At 35.1% G+C, this 23,055-nt stretch carries 26 protein-coding genes, 1 tRNA gene and 3 pseudogenes; 9 read left to right on the plus strand and 21 right to left on the minus strand.

Going from position 1 to position 23,055, the window contains the following annotated elements; all coding sequences use genetic code 11:
• Window position 1: 1 nt before the first annotated feature.
• The 5 genes and pseudogenes from ABWU52_RS03810 to ABWU52_RS03830 all read right to left on the minus strand — a co-directional run.
• Entirely contained in the window at window positions 2–1,828 is a 1,827-nt protein-coding gene (locus ABWU52_RS03810) for a phage terminase large subunit family protein (protein WP_353276197.1), read from the minus strand.
• On the minus strand, window positions 1,825–3,309 hold the full coding sequence (locus tag ABWU52_RS03815) for an ankyrin repeat domain-containing protein (RefSeq protein ID WP_353276199.1): 1,485 nt from the start codon (window positions 3,307–3,309) through the stop codon (window positions 1,825–1,827). The genes ABWU52_RS03810 and ABWU52_RS03815 overlap by 4 nt, the downstream gene beginning before the upstream one ends.
• A gap of 18 nt (window positions 3,310–3,327) precedes the next feature.
• Complete coding sequence (locus tag ABWU52_RS03820) at window positions 3,328–3,807, minus strand: hypothetical protein (protein ID WP_353276201.1); 480 nt, start codon at window positions 3,805–3,807, stop codon at window positions 3,328–3,330.
• Window positions 3,808–3,829: 22 nt separating this feature from the next.
• Window positions 3,830–5,050, minus strand: a complete 1,221-nt coding sequence (locus tag ABWU52_RS03825) for a DNA modification methylase (RefSeq protein ID WP_264735621.1) — start codon at window positions 5,048–5,050, stop codon at window positions 3,830–3,832.
• Window positions 5,051–5,153: 103 nt separating this feature from the next.
• Window positions 5,154–5,420 (minus strand): annotated as a pseudogene (locus ABWU52_RS03830) (Holliday junction resolvase); the annotation flags it as partial.
• Between the two features lie 78 nt (window positions 5,421–5,498).
• Between ABWU52_RS03830 and ABWU52_RS03835 the strand changes: the two are divergent.
• The 5 genes and pseudogenes from ABWU52_RS03835 to rho all read left to right on the plus strand — a co-directional run bounded on the left by ABWU52_RS03835 (window position 5,499) and on the right by rho (window position 9,368).
• Window positions 5,499–5,798, plus strand: a complete 300-nt coding sequence (locus tag ABWU52_RS03835; RefSeq protein ID WP_064085359.1) for a transposase — start codon at window positions 5,499–5,501, stop codon at window positions 5,796–5,798.
• On the plus strand, window positions 5,774–6,652 hold the full coding sequence (locus tag ABWU52_RS03840; protein WP_353277659.1) for an IS3 family transposase: 879 nt from the start codon (window positions 5,774–5,776) through the stop codon (window positions 6,650–6,652). The genes ABWU52_RS03835 and ABWU52_RS03840 overlap by 25 nt, the downstream gene beginning before the upstream one ends.
• Before the next feature lie 176 nt (window positions 6,653–6,828).
• Window positions 6,829–6,921: pseudogene (locus ABWU52_RS03845) on the plus strand (phage tail assembly protein); the annotation flags it as partial.
• A 240-nt stretch (window positions 6,922–7,161) separates the two neighbouring features.
• Window positions 7,162–7,767, plus strand: a complete 606-nt coding sequence (locus ABWU52_RS03850; RefSeq protein WP_353276203.1) for a cell cycle transcriptional regulator TrcR — start codon at window positions 7,162–7,164, stop codon at window positions 7,765–7,767.
• 194 nt (window positions 7,768–7,961) lie between these two features.
• A complete protein-coding gene (gene rho / locus ABWU52_RS03855) occupies window positions 7,962–9,368 on the plus strand; it encodes a transcription termination factor Rho (protein WP_010402274.1) in 1,407 nt (468 codons plus the stop codon).
• Between the two features lie 272 nt (window positions 9,369–9,640).
• On the opposite strand, the gene guaB is transcribed toward rho, so the two are convergent.
• Complete coding sequence (gene guaB, locus ABWU52_RS03860) at window positions 9,641–11,128, minus strand: IMP dehydrogenase (RefSeq protein ID WP_353276205.1); 1,488 nt, start codon at window positions 11,126–11,128, stop codon at window positions 9,641–9,643.
• A 123-nt stretch (window positions 11,129–11,251) separates the two neighbouring features.
• The gene (rsmA, locus tag ABWU52_RS03865) at window positions 11,252–12,046 is read right to left on the minus strand and encodes a 16S rRNA (adenine(1518)-N(6)/adenine(1519)-N(6))-dimethyltransferase RsmA (RefSeq protein ID WP_353276207.1); all 795 of its coding nucleotides are present in this window, start codon (window positions 12,044–12,046) and stop codon (window positions 11,252–11,254) included.
• 77 nt (window positions 12,047–12,123) lie between these two features.
• On the opposite strand from rsmA, the gene ABWU52_RS03870 reads away from it, so the two are divergent.
• Window positions 12,124–12,196 (plus strand) — tRNA-Thr (locus ABWU52_RS03870).
• Window positions 12,197–12,220: 24 nt separating this feature from the next.
• A complete protein-coding gene (locus ABWU52_RS03875; RefSeq protein ID WP_353276209.1) occupies window positions 12,221–12,931 on the plus strand; it encodes a triosephosphate isomerase in 711 nt (236 codons plus the stop codon).
• On the opposite strand, the gene ABWU52_RS03880 is transcribed toward ABWU52_RS03875, so the two are convergent.
• From ABWU52_RS03880 to ABWU52_RS03945, 14 genes and pseudogenes are all read right to left on the minus strand, one after another.
• Complete coding sequence (locus ABWU52_RS03880) at window positions 12,869–14,560, minus strand: recombinase family protein (RefSeq protein ID WP_353276211.1); 1,692 nt, start codon at window positions 14,558–14,560, stop codon at window positions 12,869–12,871. The genes ABWU52_RS03875 and ABWU52_RS03880 overlap by 63 nt on opposite strands.
• Window positions 14,469–14,744 (minus strand): hypothetical protein, encoded by a 276-nt coding sequence (locus ABWU52_RS03885; protein WP_353276213.1) that lies wholly within the window; start codon window positions 14,742–14,744, stop codon window positions 14,469–14,471. The genes ABWU52_RS03880 and ABWU52_RS03885 overlap by 92 nt, the downstream gene beginning before the upstream one ends.
• Before the next feature lie 106 nt (window positions 14,745–14,850).
• A complete protein-coding gene (locus ABWU52_RS03890) occupies window positions 14,851–15,312 on the minus strand; it encodes an ankyrin repeat domain-containing protein (RefSeq protein ID WP_353276215.1) in 462 nt (153 codons plus the stop codon).
• Window positions 15,313–15,337: 25 nt separating this feature from the next.
• Window positions 15,338–16,048: an ankyrin repeat domain-containing protein gene (locus ABWU52_RS03895; protein ID WP_353276217.1), complete on the minus strand. Its 711-nt coding sequence runs from the start codon at window positions 16,046–16,048 to the stop codon at window positions 15,338–15,340.
• Window positions 16,049–16,216: 168 nt separating this feature from the next.
• Window positions 16,217–17,377 carry a phage tail protein gene (locus ABWU52_RS03900; RefSeq protein WP_353276218.1) on the minus strand — a complete coding sequence of 387 codons (1,161 nt, stop codon included), beginning with the start codon at window positions 17,375–17,377 and terminating at the stop codon, window positions 16,217–16,219.
• Window positions 17,377–18,168, minus strand: coding sequence for a baseplate J/gp47 family protein (locus ABWU52_RS03905; RefSeq protein WP_353276220.1), 792 nt, complete (start codon window positions 18,166–18,168; stop codon window positions 17,377–17,379). The genes ABWU52_RS03900 and ABWU52_RS03905 overlap by 1 nt, the downstream gene beginning before the upstream one ends.
• 2 nt (window positions 18,169–18,170) lie before the next feature.
• A complete protein-coding gene (locus tag ABWU52_RS03910) occupies window positions 18,171–18,506 on the minus strand; it encodes a GPW/gp25 family protein (RefSeq protein WP_353276222.1) in 336 nt (111 codons plus the stop codon).
• A 2-nt stretch (window positions 18,507–18,508) separates the two neighbouring features.
• The gene (locus ABWU52_RS03915; protein ID WP_038250997.1) at window positions 18,509–18,763 is read right to left on the minus strand and encodes a PAAR domain-containing protein; all 255 of its coding nucleotides are present in this window, start codon (window positions 18,761–18,763) and stop codon (window positions 18,509–18,511) included.
• Window positions 18,760–19,224, minus strand: a complete 465-nt coding sequence (locus tag ABWU52_RS03920) for a phage baseplate assembly protein V (protein WP_353276224.1) — start codon at window positions 19,222–19,224, stop codon at window positions 18,760–18,762. The genes ABWU52_RS03915 and ABWU52_RS03920 overlap by 4 nt, the downstream gene beginning before the upstream one ends.
• The gene (locus ABWU52_RS03925; RefSeq protein ID WP_353276226.1) at window positions 19,211–19,687 is read right to left on the minus strand and encodes a hypothetical protein; all 477 of its coding nucleotides are present in this window, start codon (window positions 19,685–19,687) and stop codon (window positions 19,211–19,213) included. Before ABWU52_RS03925 ends, ABWU52_RS03920 begins: the two co-directional genes overlap by 14 nt.
• The gene (locus tag ABWU52_RS03930) at window positions 19,684–20,202 is read right to left on the minus strand and encodes a phage tail protein (protein WP_410541972.1); all 519 of its coding nucleotides are present in this window, start codon (window positions 20,200–20,202) and stop codon (window positions 19,684–19,686) included. Before ABWU52_RS03930 ends, ABWU52_RS03925 begins: the two co-directional genes overlap by 4 nt.
• Entirely contained in the window at window positions 20,195–20,506 is a 312-nt protein-coding gene (locus tag ABWU52_RS03935; protein WP_353276228.1) for a hypothetical protein, read from the minus strand. The genes ABWU52_RS03930 and ABWU52_RS03935 overlap by 8 nt, the downstream gene beginning before the upstream one ends.
• A complete protein-coding gene (locus ABWU52_RS03940; RefSeq protein WP_353276230.1) occupies window positions 20,506–21,510 on the minus strand; it encodes a major capsid protein in 1,005 nt (334 codons plus the stop codon). The genes ABWU52_RS03935 and ABWU52_RS03940 overlap by 1 nt, the downstream gene beginning before the upstream one ends.
• 25 nt (window positions 21,511–21,535) lie before the next feature.
• Window positions 21,536–21,757 (minus strand): annotated as a pseudogene (locus ABWU52_RS03945) (head decoration protein); the annotation flags it as partial.
• Between the two features lie 90 nt (window positions 21,758–21,847).
• On the opposite strand from ABWU52_RS03945, the gene ABWU52_RS03950 reads away from it, so the two are divergent.
• Entirely contained in the window at window positions 21,848–22,147 is a 300-nt protein-coding gene (locus ABWU52_RS03950) for a transposase (protein WP_064085359.1), read from the plus strand.
• Window positions 22,123–23,001: an IS3 family transposase gene (locus tag ABWU52_RS03955; RefSeq protein ID WP_353277659.1), complete on the plus strand. Its 879-nt coding sequence runs from the start codon at window positions 22,123–22,125 to the stop codon at window positions 22,999–23,001. The genes ABWU52_RS03950 and ABWU52_RS03955 overlap by 25 nt, the downstream gene beginning before the upstream one ends.
• The last annotated feature ends 54 nt before the right edge of the window (window positions 23,002–23,055 follow it).

Here is a 23,055-nt window from a genome sequence, read left to right on the forward strand (position 1 = left end):
ACTACTCGCTGATCCATTTGCTTTTCACTATTTTCTTTGATTTTTTACTTTCTGGTTTTTCACTTAAACTATTCCATTTACTCTCTGGCCATCTATCTATTCCCAGTGCTATCGATGCTGCTCTTGCATAAATCCTACAGTCTAATACTTCATTTCTTTCTCTTACCTTTTGCCACTCCTGTTTTGTGTATCCTTTTACTACCTTGCTGACTAATTGCTCTGCCGTTAGCTGTTTAAAATATTCAGGTGCATACTCGGGAAAATGACAATATCCAGGTAGAGCTTTTCCCTCTTCTTCTTTCAAAATATTAAGTAATTGAAAAAGCTCTGATTTTAATATCGATACTCCAACTGGCCATAGCTTTATTCCTCTCTTTAGCTTTTGACCACCAACTGTTATATCAACTCTACTTGGGCTACTCAGCGGCACTAGCGCTTTATTTACACCTTTCACTGCCATTACTCTTCCACAGCCTTGATGACCTCTTACCCAATTGTATACTTCTTGTGTTGCATATCCCGCATCAACTGCCATCATGCTTATCATGTATTCAAGCCCATTTTCACCGATAAAATGATGGTTGAGTAACTCTGAAAGTTTTCCCCATACTTCTCCTCCTCCAGTATCACCTTCAAATACTCGGTAGTCTATTGACCAATTTTCACGGCTTTTTCCCCAGGCTACAACTTCTACTTCTAAGCGATCTTTTTGGACATCTACTCCTGCTGTGAGAACCACTTCACCTTTTGGTACTGTGCCTACGGGAAAAAATTCTCTTCTGTTAAATAATTGCTTCCAGTCTGGTACTTCTCCTTTATCTACCCAAGTTTCTCCTAGCGTAGTATTTATCCAAACTTTCAGTAATTGTTCACTCTCTTTTGCATGGAGAAAATCTTCTACTGCTTGTTGCCAACTATACCAACCAACTGGACTATAAAGACTTGAAAGATGAAATCCTTTTTTCTCACCTTTTACTCTATTAGTAGGTCTCCATTCTCCACGATCTAGCATCTCTGTCTTTTGATGATTTTCTATCTTTTTACCACATTCTATACATATATAGTGTGCTGTATTTGGATTTTTATCTTCCCATTTTATTTGTGACCATTTTAAAACTTGATAGTAATTACAATGCGGACATGGAACAAAAAAGTATCTCTTATCTGTCGCTTCAAATTCTTTTTCAATTCTGCTTATTCCATGAATCGTTGGTGTTGATACTAAAAAAATCTTTCGCCGTGCAAATGTATTAGTTCGTGCAATACTGAGCAGTACTGGATCTCCTTCACCTCCTGAATCTCCTGGATATGCATCTATTTCATCAAGAAAGAGATATTTTACTGGCATAGATCGGAGGCTTACACTGCTGTTTGCTCCGGTTATTACTACTATTCCACCTGGAAATTCCTTACTTTGTACAGTATTCCCTGAATCTCTTGATCTTGGGTCTTTTACTTTACTTTTTAAACATGGTGTACTTTCAATCAGTGGCGCAAATCTTCCTTTTGACCAACGTTTTCCCATTTCAACTGTTGGCTGTACTACTAGCATTGGACCTGGTGTTTGATCGATAATATAGCCTATCCAATTATTTCCAGCTTCTGTTCCTCCAATCTGTGCTCCTTTCATGAATACTACTTTTTCTGCTGGTGAGGACGGAGAAAGTGAATCCATGATCTCTTTTAAATAAGGAGTTCTCTCTGTTCTCCATTTTCCTGGCTCTGATGCTGCAGTTGGTGCTAAAACTCGATACTCATTTGCCCACTCTGACACTTTAAGCTGGGGATCTGGTCTTAAACCTTCAGAAAAAGCTCTAGCGTATATCATTGTCTGCATCTACTAGTAATTGGTTCTAACTCAACGTCATTAACAGTAGAACTACACTCCTCCAGTTCCATAAACATCTTTTTCTGAAATTCGTTTTCTATATATCTTTTGCTCACCTCACTTATCATTATTGCTATAATAAGTGCAAATATCCCTGTTGTTGTTGCAAAAATGATTGCACTGCTTATTGTTGTTGCTGTTAAACCTATATATGCTGCCATTGCTACTGCGCTAACTGTAATACAGATGCAGATAATATTATTGTGTTTTTTCATCCTTTTATCTGCTATTTCTCTCTGTGCTATATATTTATTATGAAGGGTTGGAAAATTAATAACGGTATCTCTGCAGAGCAATGCACCATTTTTTTCAGTAAATAAAACTTTAAGTAACTCTAAATTGTTTGATTTAATTGCTAAATGTAAAACAGGTGTATAATTTGCTCCTTTTTTCAGCAATAACTTTACTACATGTAAATGCCCTTTTTCCGCAGCAAGGTAAACCGGTGATAAACCTTTATTATTTACAATATCAATATCGATTTCTTCTTTTAAGATAGACTCTACAAGCTCAATTTCTCCTCTTTGTGCAGCTAAATGTAGTAGACTATTCTTTTCAGAACCGTATTTATTACTCATCAAAGCCTTCTTTATCTCAGGTTTAGCGTAATCAAATGGTGTCTTGCCGCTATCGTCTTTTACCAGAGGGTCTATATCTTCTCGCGTTAGTAAGACCTCTATTGTTTTAAGTCTTTCAGCGTAATGTAGTGGTGTTTTATTTTCGTAGTCTTGCAAATTAACTTGAGCATTAGGTTCCTTTATTAAGCATTTGAGAATATCAAGACATAAATCCCTTTCATCATAATTAGTATTACTTACAGCTATATGAACAGGCGACAATTTCATTGAGTTTTGTCCCATGCGTGCACTATTTACATCTGCTCCAAGCTTTAGCAGTAACTTTACTATCTCCAACTTTTTATTATTAACTGCATAGTGCATTGGTGTCTGATTTCGTGCATCAAAGACATCTATTTCAGCGTTTCCTTCTTCCACTAAAATTTTGACAACATTCTCATGTCCTATGCCTGCTGCTAGATGTAATGGCGTATGATGCAAAGCATTTCGTACATTAACGTCAATACCTTTTCTGATCAAATATCTAACTGCATTAACTTCACCTATCATTGCAGCTAAATGAAGTAAGCTATCTTGTTCTGATCCGTATTTGTGATTGATTAATGCTTGTAATATTTCTGCTTTTTTCCCTTCTTTGGCGTAATCAAGAGATGTTTTGCCATCATTATCTTCTACAAAAGGATTGATATTCTTTTTTGTGAGTAGCAGATCTACCATACTTAACTCATCAAACTCTATAGCGCAATGTAGTGGGGTTTTTCCGTTTGATCCTCTAATGTTTATATCTACCCCTGGTTGATTAATGAGGCACTTTATTAATTCTAAACTTAAGTTATCAGTCATTTTATATTCAAAATCTTTTTATATTTGAAATTTAGTGTTAGATAATTCTTCGAGTGAGTTTGTAATCTCTTCAGTTAGCGCCATATGAATCTTTTCAGTGTCACTCAGTGATGCAAGCAGCGCTGAAACTCTATTTGGAATATTAAGCAAATTATTACGGACAACTCTTGCTACGTTAAATGCATCGCGCTTTACTTCCTCTACTGCTACAAGTTCTCCTATTTCAGCCTTAGCTTTTGCCTCAAGCAGTTTACCTCGTTCCATTTCATTTTTTATTCTAGTTTTTAGCAACATCGTGGAAAGGTTACTTGTATTTTCTGGATTTTTCCTCCTCAGTGGCTGACTTGGATCTCTTATTGCTGCTACCGCTTCATTTGCTTGCTCTCGGTCGATCAAACCATCCTCCAACTCAACTATTCCTTTTTTTACTAAATAACAGACATATTGCTTTGATACTCCTATCTCTCTTGCCCATTCCGTTTGTGTGATTTTTTCCACTCTTTTCCTCCTTTGCTCCTTTTTACGAATTTTCTTCTTGAATTTCTGCAAAAGTTTTACCAGTACTGGCTAAAAGGGCATCTCTTCCGGTATATACTTGCCAACGTTTTATGGTTACATCTACAAATTTTGAATCTAGCTCTATTGTCCTACAAATTCTTCCTGTTCTCTCACATGCAATCAGTGTACTTCCAGAGCCGCTAAATGGATCAAGTACTATGTCTCCTGATCTACTGCTATTAACTATTGCTCTTTCCATTAGCTCTACTGGCTTCATTGTTGGATGTAATGAGTTATGCACTGGTTTGTCATAAAACCACAGGTCACTTTGATTTCTACCTCCATGCCACTCACGTTTATTGCCGCTTTTCCATCCATAGAGCATTGCTTCGTATTGTCTTTGATAATCTGATCTTCCTAGCGTAAAGTGATTCTTTGCCCAAATGATAAATGTTGACCATTTCCCTCCCGCTTCCTCAAATACTTTTTGTAACGTTGAAAACTCTGATGATGATATGCAGATGTAAATTGCACCTTTCGTATATGCTAAAATATGGGAACAGATGTCGTAGAGAAAAAGTTCGTACTTTTCACCTTGATTATCATTTAATATTTTTTTCTCTTCTCTCTCCTGACTGCTACCGTAATCAACGTTATATGGAGGATCACATACGGTAATATCTGCCATTTTATTATCTAATACCGCTTTATATGATTCAACTAAAGAGCTATCACCACAATAGATTCGATGATCACCTAAAATCCATAGATCAGCTGGTTTTGTTATTTCTACCTTTTTGTCATCAACAACTAAGTCAGAAAGATCTTCTTTTTCATCATCTAAATCATCAAGAAAGTTTTGAACTTTTTCTAATTCAAATCCAGTCATTTTAAGATCAAACTGCAAATCTTCTAACTCTTGAATTTCTACCTTTAAAAGATCATCATCCCACTTTGCCCAATTAGCTGATTGATTTGCCAGTAATCGAAAAGCTTTGGTTTGTGGTTCATTTAAATTATCACTTAAAACAACTGGAATACTCTCCATACCAAGTTTTCTTGCTGCTTTAAGTCTTAAATGACCATCAACCACAGTTCCATCGCTTTTTGCAACTATTGGAATACGAAAACCGAATTCTCGAATAGAAGCACACATTCTGTTTACTACGTCATCATTTTTACGAGGATTACGCTTATATTCGACGAGGTTTTCAACAGGATAGTAGTGGATTGCTAAATTCATATCTTAATAATTAAAAAGTTAATATTCAAAATATCTCTGACGCTAAAGAAGGCCTGGGGTCAAACCCACCAAACCCGCCAGTATGGCCGAAAGGACCCACTTTTTATGGATTTTTCGTCTTATTAATATCTTTACTAATATAGAACATTAATGCCAAAGCATCGGCCTCATTATCATCTCTAGGTAAAAAACTTTTTTCACGTATCGCTTCAATAACTTCACTCTTACTTGCATTGCCTTTGCCTGTTATAAAGCGTTTTATAGTTTTAACATTAACACCTTGGTAGGGAATATTGTTCTCTTCACACCAAGCAGACAGAACTGCGAGAAAACCGCCATAGCAATGCGCTGTATCAGTTCCTAGATGTCTGACCTTACCCAGAAAAAGTAGACAGAAAGTTAAGACGTTTTTGAAGTAAAATAAAACGTTTTTTCAAAGAGGTGTGGTATGACAAAAAGAAAAGAATATACAGCAGAATTCAAAATTGAAGCTATAAGACTAGTAAAAGAAACAGGTCAATCATCAGCAAAAATAGCAAGAGATTTGGGTATTAGCGGTGATTCATTAAGCAGATGGGTAAAAACATACAATGATAGAATGTCTGGAGTAGATGCGTTTCCAGGAAAAGGGAAAGTAGCTCATTGTGACAAAGAAAAGTTTGATTTAAAGAAAGAGCTGGCAAGAGTAACGAGGGAAAGAGACATTTTAAAAAAAGCCCTGGGATATTTTGCAAACCAAAAAGAGTAAAATATTCTTTTATAAAAGAACATAAAAAATGCTATAAAATACGGGAATCATGCAGATTTTTGAACGTATCTGCTTGTGGTTATTATAAATGGATTACTAAGGAAAAAAACAACAAAAAATCAATAAGAGAAGAGCTCATACAAGATATTCAGAAGGTATATCGAGCATCACAATGCAGATACGGAGCTCCTAAAATTCACGCTGAATTAAAGGCTTTAGGTAAAAATTATAACATCAAAACAGTGCAAAATGTTATGCAGAAAAATGGCATTCAAGCTAAGCTTAGACGAAAGTTTAAAAGTAAAAAACCACAAATAGACAATAGAGTTATAACTCCTAACATATTAAATCAGAATTTCATCGCTGATCAACCTAACAAGATATGGGTAACTGATATTACGTACATAAAAACTAATGAAGGATGGTTATATTTGGCAGCAATAATAGATTTATATTCACGCATGGTGATTGGCTGGTCAATGAGTAATGCAGTAAATAGGCAATTAGTTATAGATGCGTTATTCATGGCTATTGGTAGGCGCAAATCTGCTAAAAATCTACTATTTCATAGCGATCAAGGATCGCAATACACCTCTAAAAATTATCAATTTTTACTAAGTACAAAAAATATTACTTCTAGTATGAGTCACAAAGGTTGTTGTTATGATAATGCTGTTTCAGAGAGCTTTTTTAGTTCACTTAAGAGAGAGTTACTCATTGATACTTCACAACACTCTGCACAACAAGCTAAAACCGCAATATTTGAATATATAGAAATTTTTTATAATAAACAGCGTAGACATTCTACTATTAACTATTGCATTCCTGAGCTTTTTGATTCATCATTCTCATAGCAAAAACGTCTTAACTTTCTGTCTACTTTTTCTGGGTAAGGTCAATTACTTCAATTGAACATAGGAAAGATTCTTATCAAAGCTAATCCTATTTATAGCACCATAGTTATAACAAAGAAATTAGTTATGTAAAAGCCGATATAGATTTTTATTTAATTAGCTTTTTAAGGAGGAACATGCAAGCTATAACACTTAATAACCCAATAACAGTTGATGGAATTTCTGTCTCAGAACTTACTGTTAGACGTCCAAAAGTTAGAGACTATCTTGTATCTTGAAAAAAGCATCTGGTGTTTTAAGCTTAAGCATTAGGTGGAGAAGGGAATAACTTTGAAGATTATCTTAGATATAAAATCTGTTAGCAAGACAAGAGTTCCCTGCTCAAAAGATTATGAACAGGTTCTAAGAGATAAGAAATATAAACCAAAAAGCCATTGGATGACAAAGTTAATGCTTTTTTAGTTTTAATGGTTTATATTTTATTTCTATAACACTAAAGGAATATTAAAATGGGAGATGTTTTTTCGATGTCAATGGAATCTTCTAAAGACAATAAAGATAGAAATGAACAATTTCTCATGCAAGTAGCTGCTTGGTTGGTTGATAACACTAGCTTAACTTTTGATCAAATAGCACAATGTTGCAAGTTATCCCTTGAAAAAGTACAAGACATAGCTGATGAGGAAATAGAAGTTGAAAAGTATGACCTTATTATTTCTGAAATAATTACTGAAAAAGAAATCGATAATTGCAAAAAAAATCCAAATCGTGTACCAAATTTGATTATAAAAAATATGAAAAAAAGGGCAAAGACGATTAGCTTTCTTGCCTTTGCTTCCACAGCAAGGCGTAGAGATAAACCTAATGCGATTTATTATTTGGTAAAAAAATTTCCTATCTTGAACAATAATGTGATAGCTAAGCTAGTTGGTACAACAAATTACACAGTTGAGCAGGTAAGAGATAGATCTCATCATAACATACTCAATATCAAACCTCAAGATCCTGTACTACTTGGTTTATGTAGCCAGGAAAATTTAGAAGCGGAAGTAGAAAAAGCGAAAGTAGAAGAAGAGAAGAAACAAAGATTAAAAAATATAAATAATAGCTATTGATGATTCTCAAATTCTTGTACTTTGTTAATATTAAATTGACTTGACTTGTTAGTTTTTATCAGTATAATGTAAGTAAAGTATCTAGTTTAATAATAATTAAGTCTAAATACGCACTAAAAACTAGCTCAGCCTAATTTATTGTTTTATATTCACATTTTAGGTTAGTAAGCATCAATTAAAATTTTTGGAGGATTATGACAACAATCAATGAAGATGTCTTAGCAAAAGGAGAGGTTGTAGGTCAACCTGAAAAAAGCGAACAAATTCATAATGCTGACGCAGTAAAACAAATGACCAGTGAAGGTGCTGAAAAAAACAAGAAAACGTTGGACCTGAGCGAATTGAAAGAGAAAACAGCAGAAGAATTGTTAGAGCTAGCTGAAGAAAGAAAAATTTCAACTAGTGGTAAAGGCAATGGCAGGATGCTAAAACAGGAAATGATATTCAGTTTAATGAAGAAAATGAGTGAAGAAGGAGGCATAACCACAGGAAGTGGAGTAGTGGAAATCTTGCCTGATGGTTTTGGTTTCTTACGTTCATCAAGTGCAAATTATGCTCCAAGTACCGATGATGTTTATATTTCCAATGGCCAAATAAAGAAGTTTAATTTACGTACAGGAGATATGGCATGTGGAGAAATAAGGCCACCTGGTGATAAGGAAAGATATTTTACTTTAACTAAGGTTCAAAGTATAAACTCTACTGAAATCAGTGAATTGAGAAAGTACGTCCATTTTGATAATTTGCTTCCGCTTTATCCTGAAAAAAGCCTCATCCTTGAAAACAACAGTAGCGGAGATAATAAAAAAGATATAAACATGCGTGCTGTAGATATAGTTACACCTCTTGGAAAAGGACAAAGAGCATTGATAGTTGCTCCACCTCGTACAGGAAAAACGATATTGCTTCAGCAAATGGCTCACTCTATAGCTACAAATCATCCTGAAATAGAACTAATAGTATTACTTATAGATGAAAGACCCGAAGAGGTGACAGATATGATACGCTCTGTAAAGGGTGAAGTGGTAAGCTCTACATTTGATGAACCTGCCTACCGTCATGTCCAACTTGCTGAAATAGTAATAGAAAAAGCTAAAAGAATGGTTGAACACAAAAAAGATGTAGTGATTTTGCTTGATTCTATAACTCGCCTTGCACGTGCTTATAATGCAGTCATTCCTTCGTCTGGAAAGGTTCTAACCGGTGGTGTAGATTCAAATGCGCTGCAAAGACCAAAACGCTTTTTTGGAGCAGCTCGTAATATTGAAAATGGTGGTTCTTTGACAATCATCGCTACAGCCCTTATAGAAACTGGTTCAAAAATGGATGATGTTATTTTTGAAGAGTTTAAAGGCACAGGTAATGCTGAAATTATACTAGATAGAAAACTTGCTGATAAACGTATATTCCCTGCTATTGATATTACAAAATCCGGAACAAGGAAGGAAGAGCTATTAGTTGATAAGGCCATACTAAATAAAATATGGGTATTGCGTAGGATACTTAACCCTATGGGATCTGTTGAAGCAATGGAGTTTTTACGTGACAAACTACTTTTAACAAAGAGCAATGCTGACTTTTTTAACTCCATGAATCACTAAAAGTAAGCCAATTCTAATGGAGCAAAAAAGCAAAGCTCTCTTATAGCTAAAATAATTTGGATTTATCAAAATATATTAAGCTGGCAATCTACCTTAAGTTGCTATTCCAACTTATAGCACTGATTTTGATCAAAAATTTTATGTAGTCAGTTTATTTACAATCGATTTTCCAGTGTCAGCCACTTAGATGACATCTTTTTGACTCTTAATATTAATATGTTTATACAATTGTGTACCAGTGTTGAAATGACACACTCAAAAGGGGATTGTATTTACTCTGAATCAGATGATAAATTAGATGCTTGGTAAGCGTAATTTGGAGCTTCCTGTGTAATGATTATATCATGAGCATGACTTTCTCTTAACCCTGATGAAGTAATAGTGACAAATTTGCAGTTTTTTTTCATCTCTTCTATATTACGGTTGCCAGTGTAACCCATTGCAGCTTGCAACCCACCAATTAACTGACAGATCACTCCTGAAGCTGGACCTTTAAAAGGAACTCTTGCTTCTACTCCTTGTGGGACTAAATCAAGTTTTGAATCTTGAAAATAACGGCTAGCTGACCCTCGTTTCATTGCACTAATAGATCCCATTCCTCGATATTCCTTATATGCTCTACCCTTATACATGATAATCTCACCTGGGCTTTCCTCAGTACCAGCAAAGATTGAACCTATCATCACAGTATCAGCACCAGCTGCAATAGCTTTTGCAACATCTCCCGAATATTTTATTCCACCATCAGCAATTAGTCTGACGTTTTTTGTTTTACAAACCTCTGCAATATTCTTGATCGCAGAGAATTGTGGCATACCAACGCCTGTAACTATTCTGGTAGTACAAATTGATCCTGGCCCTATTCCAACTTTCACTGTATCAACACCAGCATCAATCAACGCTTCAGCAGCCTCTGTTGTTGTGATATTTCCGCCGATTAATTGAGTATTCGGATACATCTTTTTTATTTCCTTAATAGTGCTGATAACGTTCTGGGAATGACCGTGAGCGGTATCTACAATAACCACATCAACTTCTTCTTCGACCAAAGCTTCACATCTTTCTATACCGTCTTTTTTACCAGTACCAATTGCAGCGGCAACTCTGAGTCGACCTTTACTGTCTTTACATGAATTTGGATATCTATTGTATTTTTCGATGTCTTTAACTGTGATTAGACCTATGCAACAAGAATTTTCATCAACAACCAAAAGCTTCTCTATTCTATTTGCATGCAACAATTTCATTGCTGAGGCGCTGTTTACTGCCTGCTCTCGAACTGTTACTAACTTATCTTTTGTCATTACCTCGGAAACTTTTATATTCATGTTCTGGTCTTCAATAAACCTCACATCTCGATTAGTTAAAATTCCCACTAACTTGCGTTGATCAACTACAGGAATGCCGGAATAATTATACTCTCTCATTAATGAAACTGCTTCTGCAACTGTTTTATCTGGGGAAATTGTAATTGGGTTATACACGATCCAGCTTTCATATTTTTTCACCCTTCTTACTTCTAACACTTGTTCATCTATTGATAAATTCTTATGTATGCAACCTATTCCACCATGTTGGGCAATAGCTATTGCAAAGCCTGATTCAGTGACAGTGTCCATTGCAGAGGATATGAGAGGGATATTTAGTTCTATATTATTTGTTAGATAAGTTCTTGTGTCTGCATCACGAGGCAATACATCAGAATAGGCCGGTAAGAGAAGTACATCGTCAAACGAATAACAAGCTTCCATTTTTTTCATATGCTTTATTTAAAGCTTATACGCCAATTAATGAAATTGCAATAGAGCTTTTGCAAAATTAGCCTGGCTCCAGCTATTTTTAGATCAAAATAGGATAGAAGAGGTATGTAGCTCCTAATATATTTATCGCAAAATTATATTATTTGCTAGCAAACAGAACTGCTCAATAGTTAAGCTTTCTGGACGTTCGTCTCCACTCAGTTTAGCATTCTCAAGAGTAGTTGAGACATCACTAGTTATACTTTGCAAGCTATTTCTCAGCATCTTTCTTCTTTGAGCGAACACAGCACGTGTTAGCTTTGTTAAGGTTTCTAAATTTACTGCAAATCTTGGAGTGGGTAAAGGTTTTACTGTAATTACTGAAGAATATACTTTTGGTCTTGGAAAAAATTCCTTAGGTTCAATATCAAATTCCTTTTTTATGTCGCATAGTAACTGGCTTAGCACTGATAGGGAACCATAATCTTTAGAATTAGGTTCTGCTGTAATACGCTCTGCTACCTCCTTTTGGAACATTAACGTCAAATTCGTAAAAAATTTTATATTATTTAACCACTTTAAAAATAACGCTACTGAGATATTGTAAGGCAAGTTAGCAATGACTTTGACTGGACATTCTACCAGCTCTTTTTCTACAACATTAAGTGCATCTGCTTCTATAATTCTATATTTTCCCTGATGCTCATTTAGCAATTGTTCGTGATGTTTCACTAAACTACTATCTTTTTCTATAGAAAGTAGAAACTTTGGATTATACGCCAATATTTCTCTTGTTAACGCACCATACCCAGGACCAATTTCAATAACATTAAAATCTTTCAGGCTACCAGCTAAGGCAACTATTCTTTTTGTTATCTCATTCGATAAAATAAAATTTTGCCCTAGACTCTTTTTTGGCTTCAGTGAAAATTTTTTCATATGATCTTAGTATGCAGTATTTTAAAAATTAGTTGACGAAAATTCATCAATAATTGTATATTGTCAGTGTATTTAATGCCGGCTTAGCTCAATTGGTAGAGCAACTGACTTGTAATCAGTAGGTTGTCAGTTCAAGTCCGACAGCCGGCACTCTTATCCATACAAGTAAAGTTGATGTCCTTTTTAATAGTAGCAAATTGGAAAATGAATGGAACACGTTCTTCATTTGTTGACTTTATAGGCAAACTTAACAACAAGAGCAACGAAATTACCTCTAAATTAGTAATTTGCCCTCCTTTTACATCATTTCCAAGCAATATAGAGTTGAACAACAATATTAAAATAGGAGGACAGAATTGCCATCATAAAGAGTTCGGTTCTTACACAGGTGAAATTAGTGCAGGAATGTTGAAGGAACTAGGATGTAGTTACGTAATACTTGGACATTCTGAAAGGGCTCATGAAAAAGATAGTGAAATAAAACTTAAATCGAAAACAGCAATAGAATCAGGATTACACCCAATCATCTGTGTAGGTGAAAACTCAGAAGATTATAAAAATAAAAAAACAAAAGAAGTAATAGAATATCAATGCAAAAACCGTTTGCCAACACAAGGTGAATATACCATAGCATACGAACCGATATGGGCAATAGGAACAGGAAATGTGCCAAATAATGACGCAATTGCTGAGGTGATAGAGATAATAAAATTGTGTACTGGTAAAAAACACATTATATATGGTGGCTCAGTCAGCTCAGAAAATATAGGAAACTTGCTCAGTATTCCAAATCTATTAGGAGTTTTAATTGGTAGTGCAAGCTTAGATTTTGATCACTTTTATCAAATTATACAACAAGTCGAGAAAAAATTTTCTCTTAATTAATTCTAAAGGATAAATACTCTTATTGTCATGACGTCCAGTACAATGTTGCAAATTAAAAATCTCTCCATCCTGGGCTGGTTCTTCGATTCTAAATGCCACCTCTACCTGGTCATGACTAATCTGAATTCGTTCTACTAATGCTTTAATGATACCACGCTTAGTTTGCCAATCTAGCTGTTCCAAGTTCGATTTTATACTAGTATAAAGACTCTTTATACTGTTGATGATAAGGTTCATTCCCTTCTCTATTGCTTTTTGATCAACTACCTTTTTCTTCTCTTCTTCTATCCCTCTTAAGCGTTCCCTCATTCTTTTCATCGTCTGTTTAAATTCTTCCTCACTTATATATCCTTTATCTCCTACATTTTCTTGACTATAATAGTCTTCCATTAACTTTTCGATGCCTTGTTTTATTTGATTTTCCCTTCTTGCAAACTTCTTATCTGATGATTCATCATTTTTATTTTCTGCAATTCTACGGTGATACTCATTTTTTATTATCTCTGGGTTTTTTAGTAAATTTTTCACCTTTTCCCATATAGCTGTTTCTAACATATCTGTACGGACCAATTTATTAGTACACTTCTCCCTACCATCAGTAATACGTATAGTACTACTACAGCGATAATAGCTAAACTTTTTTCCCTCAACTCCACATTGTGCACCACTATACGCATATCCACAGTTTTGACACACAACTAGACCTTGTAATAGATATTTCTTTTTTCCTCCCTCTCTCTGCATCCTTGCTCTTTTTCTATTTTCATCCAGTTGCTTTTGTACTTTATTAAATAACCCTTCATCAACTATTTTTGGTACTGGTATATAAATCCAGCTGTCCTCATCTGTGCGACAGATAGAAACCTTTTGTTTATTTCTTTCTCTTCTTTCAACCCTCTTTAATTTACCAAACGCTGCTTGTCCTTTATATGCTGGATTTCTTAATACCTTCCAAATTATTATTGGACACCACACCTTCTTTCCAGTTCTTGTTCTAATTGACTTATCTCTTAGTCTACGTATCACTTCCCTTATACTTATTCTCTCTTGCCCTACCCACATGAATATCTGCTTTACTATTTTTGCTTCCTCTTCATTTATTTCAAACTTTGTCTTTTCTCTATCTACATGCTTTATACGATTATAACCAAAAGGTGCAATGCCAATTACACTTACACAGCCTTTTTTTGCTCTATGGAGTTTTCCCCTACGACTACGTTCCATAATCTTTGTACACTCATATTCTGCCACTAATCCTTGCATTCCCAATAACAATTTAGACTCTGGATTATTTTCAGTCTTATGATTTAAGAAGATTACTTCTACTCCTGCTTTTTCAAATTCATCAAGTAGTATCATTTGATGTGCAGATTTTCTTGATAGTCGGTCAGGTGAATGAATATAAATTTTATCAATTTGATCTTCTCCTACTTTATCACGTAATGCATCTAAACCTTCACGTTCTAAACTCCACCCACTAAGCCCATCATCCTTAAATTCATACTCATTCAATAACTCATGCTTATCTGCAGCAATTCTATGCTTGAGCTCGGCAATTTGACTCTCTATTGTATTGTTCTGCGCTTGACTCTTCGATGAAACTCTTGCATATAAGGCCACTGTTATCATTTTTCTTTATCTTCTTTTCATTGTTTCTTTTTACCGCATACCTAAGTAACAGCTCATAGGCTTCTGCTAGATGTTGTTCCGCTAATTCATCTGGCTCGTATCGGCAAGTTAATGTTCTTTTTCTCATAGTTTCTCCTGCAAATGTTTTTGTAGTGCAAGGAGCCTTACCACTCCTTTTTTCCATCAATCCATTTACTCTTATGAAAAAGACCAACTTTTATCAGCTACAGCCTTCAAATTTGGTCTAGCCCTTCCTTTGCCAACTGCTGTTGCGCTTTCTGATACGACTCTTATTTTTTTAACAAACTTTCCATTTTCTCTGTTTCTTTCTTTAATACCTCGGCTATTTCTTTGCTATTTTTCGCATAATCCATCGCTGTTATTCCAAATTTATCTGCTTGCTCTATTTCAGCCCCTGCTTTTACTAGCTCCTCCACTATTTCTTTTTCTCCTACCATACATGCAAGATGCAGCGGAGTGCATTTATTGCCATACTCTTCAGCATTTACATTCCCTCCTGATTTTATCAATTCTCTAACTGTTTCTAGACGTTTCTCCGTTATCGCTAGATGCAGTGCTGTATTTCCTCTTACATCTGCTGCATTCACATCTACTCCTTTTTCGATTAATAACCTCACTGTTTTTACCTCTACTGCATAATGTAGAGCTGTTCTTCCTTTTTCGTCTCTTTCATAAATATTTTTAAACGAGTTCTCTAATAGTGACTTATCTTTTTTACCCAGCTTTACCATAACTTACCCCACCTTTTCTTTAAACCTAAGCCTTCCTTTTTACCACCTCATCTATCATTGCATTCACTTGGCTGATTATCTTGCTTGCTAAATTTTGACATTCTTTCTTTATTAGCGATTTGTCTCTCTTCCTTATTTCTCCTATCTCTATTATTTTTAGCTCCGGCATGTAGCTTCCATTCAACATGTCTGCTATTTCTCCCACTAGCCCCTCTATTCCATAGCACGTCAGTTCTCTACTTTTTGTTATTCCTCCTTTTTCTCTCAAAAATTTACTCGCCTTTTCACTCTCTTTGCTATCACATAGACGATACTTTTCACTTTCCCAGATGTAATACATTGGCGTTGCGCCGTACTTATTCAGTTGATTAACTTCAGCTCCAGCCTTTACCAGCTCTTTTATTATTTCAACTCCTGCTCCTCCCATCTTGCACGCAGAGTGGAGTGGCGTACATCCAGTGACATATTGAGTGGCATTTACTTCTGCTCCCGACCTTAGCAGCACTTTTACATTTTCTAAACTCTTTGCGAATACTGCACAGTGTAGTGGTGTATAACCATTTTTATCTCTTGCATTTACCTCTGCTCCTTTTTTTATTAATAATCTCACTGTTTTGTAATCAGAGATTTCTACTGCTTGATGCAAGATCGTCTCTCCTTCTTCATTTCTTTTATTAATGTCTTTAAATCCGTTACTTGATACTCCTTTAAAAAACTTACTCTTGCTAAAACTCATTTCATACCTCACAAAATTAGCTTTTCTAGCACCAGACAAATTTCTTATATTTACCTGCTGCTATTCAAGTCATGTCCTTTTTAGCATGAGAAAGCAAGTCTTTTTCTTTTTATTTCATACACTTTTACCTGTTATTAATATAATATATGAGGATCTAAATATAAGTACTTAACTTATTAGAGATATTATTCGACTATCTTTCCAACTTCTGTGCAAATGTCGATGTTCATGCCACTTCAGTACTCCCGGGTAAAATACTAAAATGTGCTTTTCTAATTCGTGTATTGAGTCTTTTTGCTCTGAATCCAAATCATTTTTATAGTAAACGTTGTGTTCTGCTAAAACATATTTTCTGACCTTCTGATCTGTATAATTTTCTACTTTATAGTTGTGAGTAACGCTAAACCTTTCTAAAATTGGTTTGTGTTTTAAATTCCAACGTTGCCATGAAAGTTTATCGTTTCCCAATACAAATTTATTTCCTTCTTCTTCTATGCTACCAACCGGAAAGCACGCATTTATTTCTTCTAAGTTCCAACTGTCCGATAATATAACTTGCGCCTTCGCAAACTTAATTTCTGGTAATAAACTCTGTGGTAATGGATATAGTGCTTTTAAGTTATACCACTGATGACTTCTTTCATAGACGCCTTTGTAATCTTTTGTATGAGGCTCTGTTTCTCCAAGTACTGCTACATCTAATCGATATATGTCATTACTAAATGTTTGTTCATAATGGTTGCGTAGATAACTCTCTATAACCTTAATTGACGTAACACTAAACCTGAAGAAATTTACTCTTCCAAACGATAACACCGGTCCATCTTTTTCTATTTTTACCCCTGAATAGTCAGAAAGAAGATCTCCAAATAAACTCTCATCCAATATAAATCTTTGCGCATTATAATAATCGTTAAAAATCCTCATCAATCTGGATCTTACAGGCAGTGATAGTTTTGCCAGCTCTACTACTGCATCTACGAGGAAGTCATTTTGTACCTCTTTTATCCCTACTTGCAACTCAAAAAAGTGTTTACCGGGTGGTTCTTCGATGATTGTAATGTCTTCTATATTTGCCCACTTGAGTGCTATTTTAAGTGATTTAGGTGTTCCTCGCAGTCTTTGAAATTTTACTCCTTCTACTATGGCTCTTCTTTTATCTTTTACCCAGCGTAGTATTTCTTCTAAACCATATTCTTCTATTATCCACGGCAATGTTTCTTCTTCCAATCTAAACTTAAATCCCCTGATACAGCTTGGATCTACTTTATAATCTATCGCATCTACTAGCGCTTTTTCCTGTTTTGTTGCATTTGGTGGCAGTAACATTAATTCAACTCAATCTTTAAATTTCGCAAATTTGCACATTCATTTCCTAGCACTACAACATCTTCTTTTGGCTCGATTAATTCCACATTTTCTACACCCTCTACAAATAGATTCGCTATTATCCATGATCTTGTCACACTCCATCCCAGCCTTCTATTTGCTTCAAACTTCTTAATGAACTGCTTCTTGATTTCCTCCTTCGATATCACAGGACTTATGCTCATTCTGCTGTGAATATCTATTTCCGTAATATTGCAACCAACTACTGTTACTGTATCTGTTAAAACCCTTATATCATCTCTAGTAACCTGCTTTTTTACAATTTCTAGTAGCTCTTCTGACAATATGCCAGTTGTGGATAATTGTGTTGATAAGATTGAAATTTGTACTTTTCCTGGTATAGGTGATTCTACTAATGCATCTTTTACTCTACTATCTGCCGACAGTGCATGATACCTATAATACTCCTTGCTTCCACACGCTACTATCTTTGCTTTAATTCTTTTTCTAAATCGTTCATCATCATCTTCTTTTTGCCTCTCCACTCCATAAAACTCAGCTAAATTATCAAGATCTTCTCCCGTTGCAAATTTTAGTAAATTACCCTTTACAGCTTCGTTTATCCTTTGTCTGAGTAAAAGTTCTCGCCATGCTGCTACCTCCAGAACTTTCATTGCTGGATCCGATTCTACTAATCCTGAAAAGGTTTCATCTCTACGGACTAACTCTTCTTTCATTCTCGAAAAGATTTCTTCATAACTCAGCTTTTCTACAATATTTAGCTGCTTCATCTTTAAACTACAATTTCATCAAAATGAATGTTTTTCCCGCTTGGTAAGTATAATCCTTCTAGATCAAGCGTTACTTTTCCTTCTTTCACCTCTGTCATTTTTACTTTTTCTAGCTTAAATCTTTCCTCCCACCTTTGTAGAGCTTCTGCTACTGCTGAATAGATTTCCAAAGTTAAATCTCTATTTATTGGCTTATCTACTAATTCAAATAGTCTTGACCCATAATCTCTCCTCATTGTTCTACTGTTAATAGGAGTGGTCAGTATATCAATTATCGACTGCTTTAAGTGCTCTATTCCTTCTAACGTCTTTCCTGTTTTAGCATCCATACCCTTCATTTCTATTTTGCAAAGACGCTTTCACTGCCTTTTATTACTTTAAACCCACATGAAACTATATCTCCTACTCTTCCTACACTAAGACCATTTGCAAACACTGTTTTTGATCCTTGAATCATTACTTTTCCTTCACTAAAACTGTCTCCTTGTCTACATATTGACTTACCGTTTACAAAAACATTATTACTTCCGCTAATGCAGAAATGTGGTATAGCTTCTCCACAGTAGTCTCCTAACCTCACTATTCCTTTGTTCAATTTAAGTCGATCCTTTCTGCTTTCAGTTTTATTCCACTTTTTGTCATTTCTATACTTGATCCCCCAACTTTCAGTGTTATTTTGTCTACTACTTCAATCTCTAAATGATGTTTATCTTTATCGTATGACAACTTTGTTCCATCTTGAAATGTTAAGCTACTCACCTCTTTTTTATTTTCTGGTGCAGAGTACTTTTGTTGATATATTCCAGGAAGTACTACTCCTAATGATAACTCTCCCAATGGTGACAATATTACTACCTGTTCATTTATGCTTGGTGGTAGCCAGCTTCTTTCCTCTCCTGCTCTAGAAGTTATCCATGGAAGAAAATCTGTTAAAAGTTCTCCTATCTTCACTCTTACTTTTGCTTTCTCATAATCTACTTCTTTTACAACTCCTATACGAACAATGTTGGCCATTTTCCTCTGTAGTTCCGAAATTGCAAAATTATTTTCTAACATTTATTTCACCGATTTCTATTTTGTGTGGCATAAATTTTCCTTCTTTCCAAATAGATCGCCCTACGTGTATTGTATGCACCCATTCAACCATCCACACGAGATATGCATCTAATTCTGGCCTAAAATCATCTCCTCCTCCTGATATAAATTCTCCTGGTGAAACATTTTTCACGTTCCAAGTATTTTTATTTACTACTCTTGCTACTTCTGCTGCTAATGTTCTGACAATAATAGCTGCATTTTCTATTGTGCTATCAATCACAATTCGTGCTTCAAATCTTGCTTTCAGTGCTAATTCTTCTGTTCCAGGATCTTTTCCCGATTCTAAACTCACAAGCTCTACAAATAACGCTGGCGCTATCAATTCTTTTCTTATTGCTGGATAAATTTCACATGTCTGTATAGCCGGTATTTCTTCCTTTAACTTAGTACAAATTGCTTGATGTAAATCTTGCCAATTCATATAGGTGTAATGTCACTTAATTCGCGGTGGAAGAATTTTTCAAATACCTTTTCAACCTCATAATTAATAAGATTCCCTATTATCCTTGAAGCCTCAGGTTTCAGTGACAATTTAACTTCCTTTATTGGCAATGCTGCCCTTCCTTCACGTTTAAACATACCGCTATTTCCTTTTGGCATAACTGCTGCAAATCCTCCTATAAACTCATGCTTTCCTACTTTCGATCCTCTTCTTGTTTTTTGTATTTTGCCAATTGTCGATGCTCTAATGTCATAGAGATTTGCTCTAATTAACACTTCTAATCTGCTAGTTTTCGCCTTAAAAATTCTTAATCTCTTTCTTATCAAACTTAATTTTATCTTCTTTTCCTCACTGATTTCCTTAGCTGCTTGCGCTTTTAACCATAGTGCCGTTTTGTTTAACGCTTTTATAGCTGCCAGTTTTATTTTCTGCTCTTTTCTTTCAATATTGGAGATTATTTCATTAATATTGTTACTAATTTTAATATCAAACACTTTCTATTGCCTCAATTTTCCATATTTCACTCGAAGAATCTTTTAACGGTGGTTCAAAAATCTTGTAGAACCTTTTTTCAATCTTGATATAATCACCTATGCTAAAGGAAGTAACGTCCTGATCACGTATTTCTATAGAAGCAATTTGCTGAGTTAATGCTCCATCTGCACCTAGAGAGTACGTAGTCTCAGGACGTTTAATTAGCACTTTTATTTTACGAATACCTTCCTTATTTCGATTACAATATATGGCTTCCACTCCTAGATGATCAAAACAATCTTCTAATAATCTTCCTATATTCATCAACTAGAACTAATTTTTACCAAAACTGCCGGACGATGGCACATTGGCAATGGATTCGACTGCGTATGCAAATCAGTTCCTCTATCAAACCTCCTTGGTTCTTGTTTTGCATAGAGTGGCTGTCCAAGAGTATTTACTGTCTCATTAAAGTCTGCTGGTGCAAAATATGTTGTAAATGTGCTCGCTGTTCCTAGTGGAAAACAGTGCCCTGTATCTTTCTCAATAAATCTTCTAACCGTTCCTTCAGGGTCAGTTGCTTGCCCTCTATATTCCTCAAACGTTATGCCACAAAATGTAAACCCTGACCTCATATCATTTCGAAGTGCTGCTCCTTCTTGCCATCTTTCATATGCTTCTTTCACTTTACTATGCGAAGTTAATGCATCAAAAAACTCAGGGCTTACCAAGGCATGAATTCCAGTCATATATTCACCACTTAGGTTATCTTCTATATGCCGGAGTACTTCCAGACACTTACGTTTTACATCAGTTGTTGCTGTTCCAAGGGCAAAATTTACTACTTTTGGTGTAATTTCAAATTCGTTGTACAGATTTAATAATTCTGACCCGTCAGCATCTAAAATTATTCCTTTCAGCGCTCCAATCCGCAAATGTTCTAATGTTATCGCATGTTTGTTTCTCATTAGCTGTAAATGGTCAGTTATTACATCTGCCAGCGCTTTCAGTTCACTCTCTGATCCAAATGCCCTTACTCCTTGTACTTCCTCTGGTAATACTACATCATCATGTGGAATGTGCGGAATTGTAAATGTTCTTACCTTTCTTTTTCCTCTTTTTCCTACTGTTGCTGGTGCCCCTGGAACTTGCGTTGGTAGTAAACTTAATACTCCGTTTTGCTCTTCTATTGTAATATGTCTAAATCTTACTGACCTACTTGGAAACAAATTTAGATTTTCAACTCGTCCATAATTTACCGGCAATATATTCATCGCATTTGTTAGTGCCGTCATGCTAAATGCTGTATTTGTAAATGGATTTTGCATTCTTTTTCCCCCTTATTAATTTAAGTTACACTCCCTTGCGGACAATGATCCCTCGTCCTTCAAGTTGCTTTATTGCTGCAGCTTTTTGCTCTTCAGTGATACCTGTTGGCCACACAATTGCATGATCTGCTAGCATTGCACCACGAGCAATAATTACTCCTTTACTATTTTCCTTTGCGTTTACATCGCTTGCTATTACACCTATCGCTGTTTGTGTACCATCTGTGGCAGTTGGATTTATTATCTTAACCATGCTATTGACCTTACCCAGAAAAAGTAGACAGAAAGTTAAGACGTTTTTGAAGTAAAATAAAACGTTTTTTCAAAGAGGTGTGGTATGACAAAAAGAAAAGAATATACAGCAGAATTCAAAATTGAAGCTATAAGACTAGTAAAAGAAACAGGTCAATCATCAGCAAAAATAGCAAGAGATTTGGGTATTAGCGGTGATTCATTAAGCAGATGGGTAAAAACATACAATGATAGAATGTCTGGAGTAGATGCGTTTCCAGGAAAAGGGAAAGTAGCTCATTGTGACAAAGAAAAGTTTGATTTAAAGAAAGAGCTGGCAAGAGTAACGAGGGAAAGAGACATTTTAAAAAAAGCCCTGGGATATTTTGCAAACCAAAAAGAGTAAAATATTCTTTTATAAAAGAACATAAAAAATGCTATAAAATACGGGAATCATGCAGATTTTTGAACGTATCTGCTTGTGGTTATTATAAATGGATTACTAAGGAAAAAAACAACAAAAAATCAATAAGAGAAGAGCTCATACAAGATATTCAGAAGGTATATCGAGCATCACAATGCAGATACGGAGCTCCTAAAATTCACGCTGAATTAAAGGCTTTAGGTAAAAATTATAACATCAAAACAGTGCAAAATGTTATGCAGAAAAATGGCATTCAAGCTAAGCTTAGACGAAAGTTTAAAAGTAAAAAACCACAAATAGACAATAGAGTTATAACTCCTAACATATTAAATCAGAATTTCATCGCTGATCAACCTAACAAGATATGGGTAACTGATATTACGTACATAAAAACTAATGAAGGATGGTTATATTTGGCAGCAATAATAGATTTATATTCACGCATGGTGATTGGCTGGTCAATGAGTAATGCAGTAAATAGGCAATTAGTTATAGATGCGTTATTCATGGCTATTGGTAGGCGCAAATCTGCTAAAAATCTACTATTTCATAGCGATCAAGGATCGCAATACACCTCTAAAAATTATCAATTTTTACTAAGTACAAAAAATATTACTTCTAGTATGAGTCACAAAGGTTGTTGTTATGATAATGCTGTTTCAGAGAGCTTTTTTAGTTCACTTAAGAGAGAGTTACTCATTGATACTTCACAACACTCTGCACAACAAGCTAAAACCGCAATATTTGAATATATAGAAATTTTTTATAATAAACAGCGTAGACATTCTACTATTAACTATTGCATTCCTGAGCTTTTTGATTCATCATTCTCATAGCAAAAACGTCTTAACTTTCTGTCTACTTTTTCTGGGTAAGGTCAGCATGATTTA

The organism is Wolbachia endosymbiont (group B) of Villa cingulata, from assembly GCF_964028285.1.
Lineage (GTDB): Bacteria > Pseudomonadota > Alphaproteobacteria > Rickettsiales > Anaplasmataceae > Wolbachia.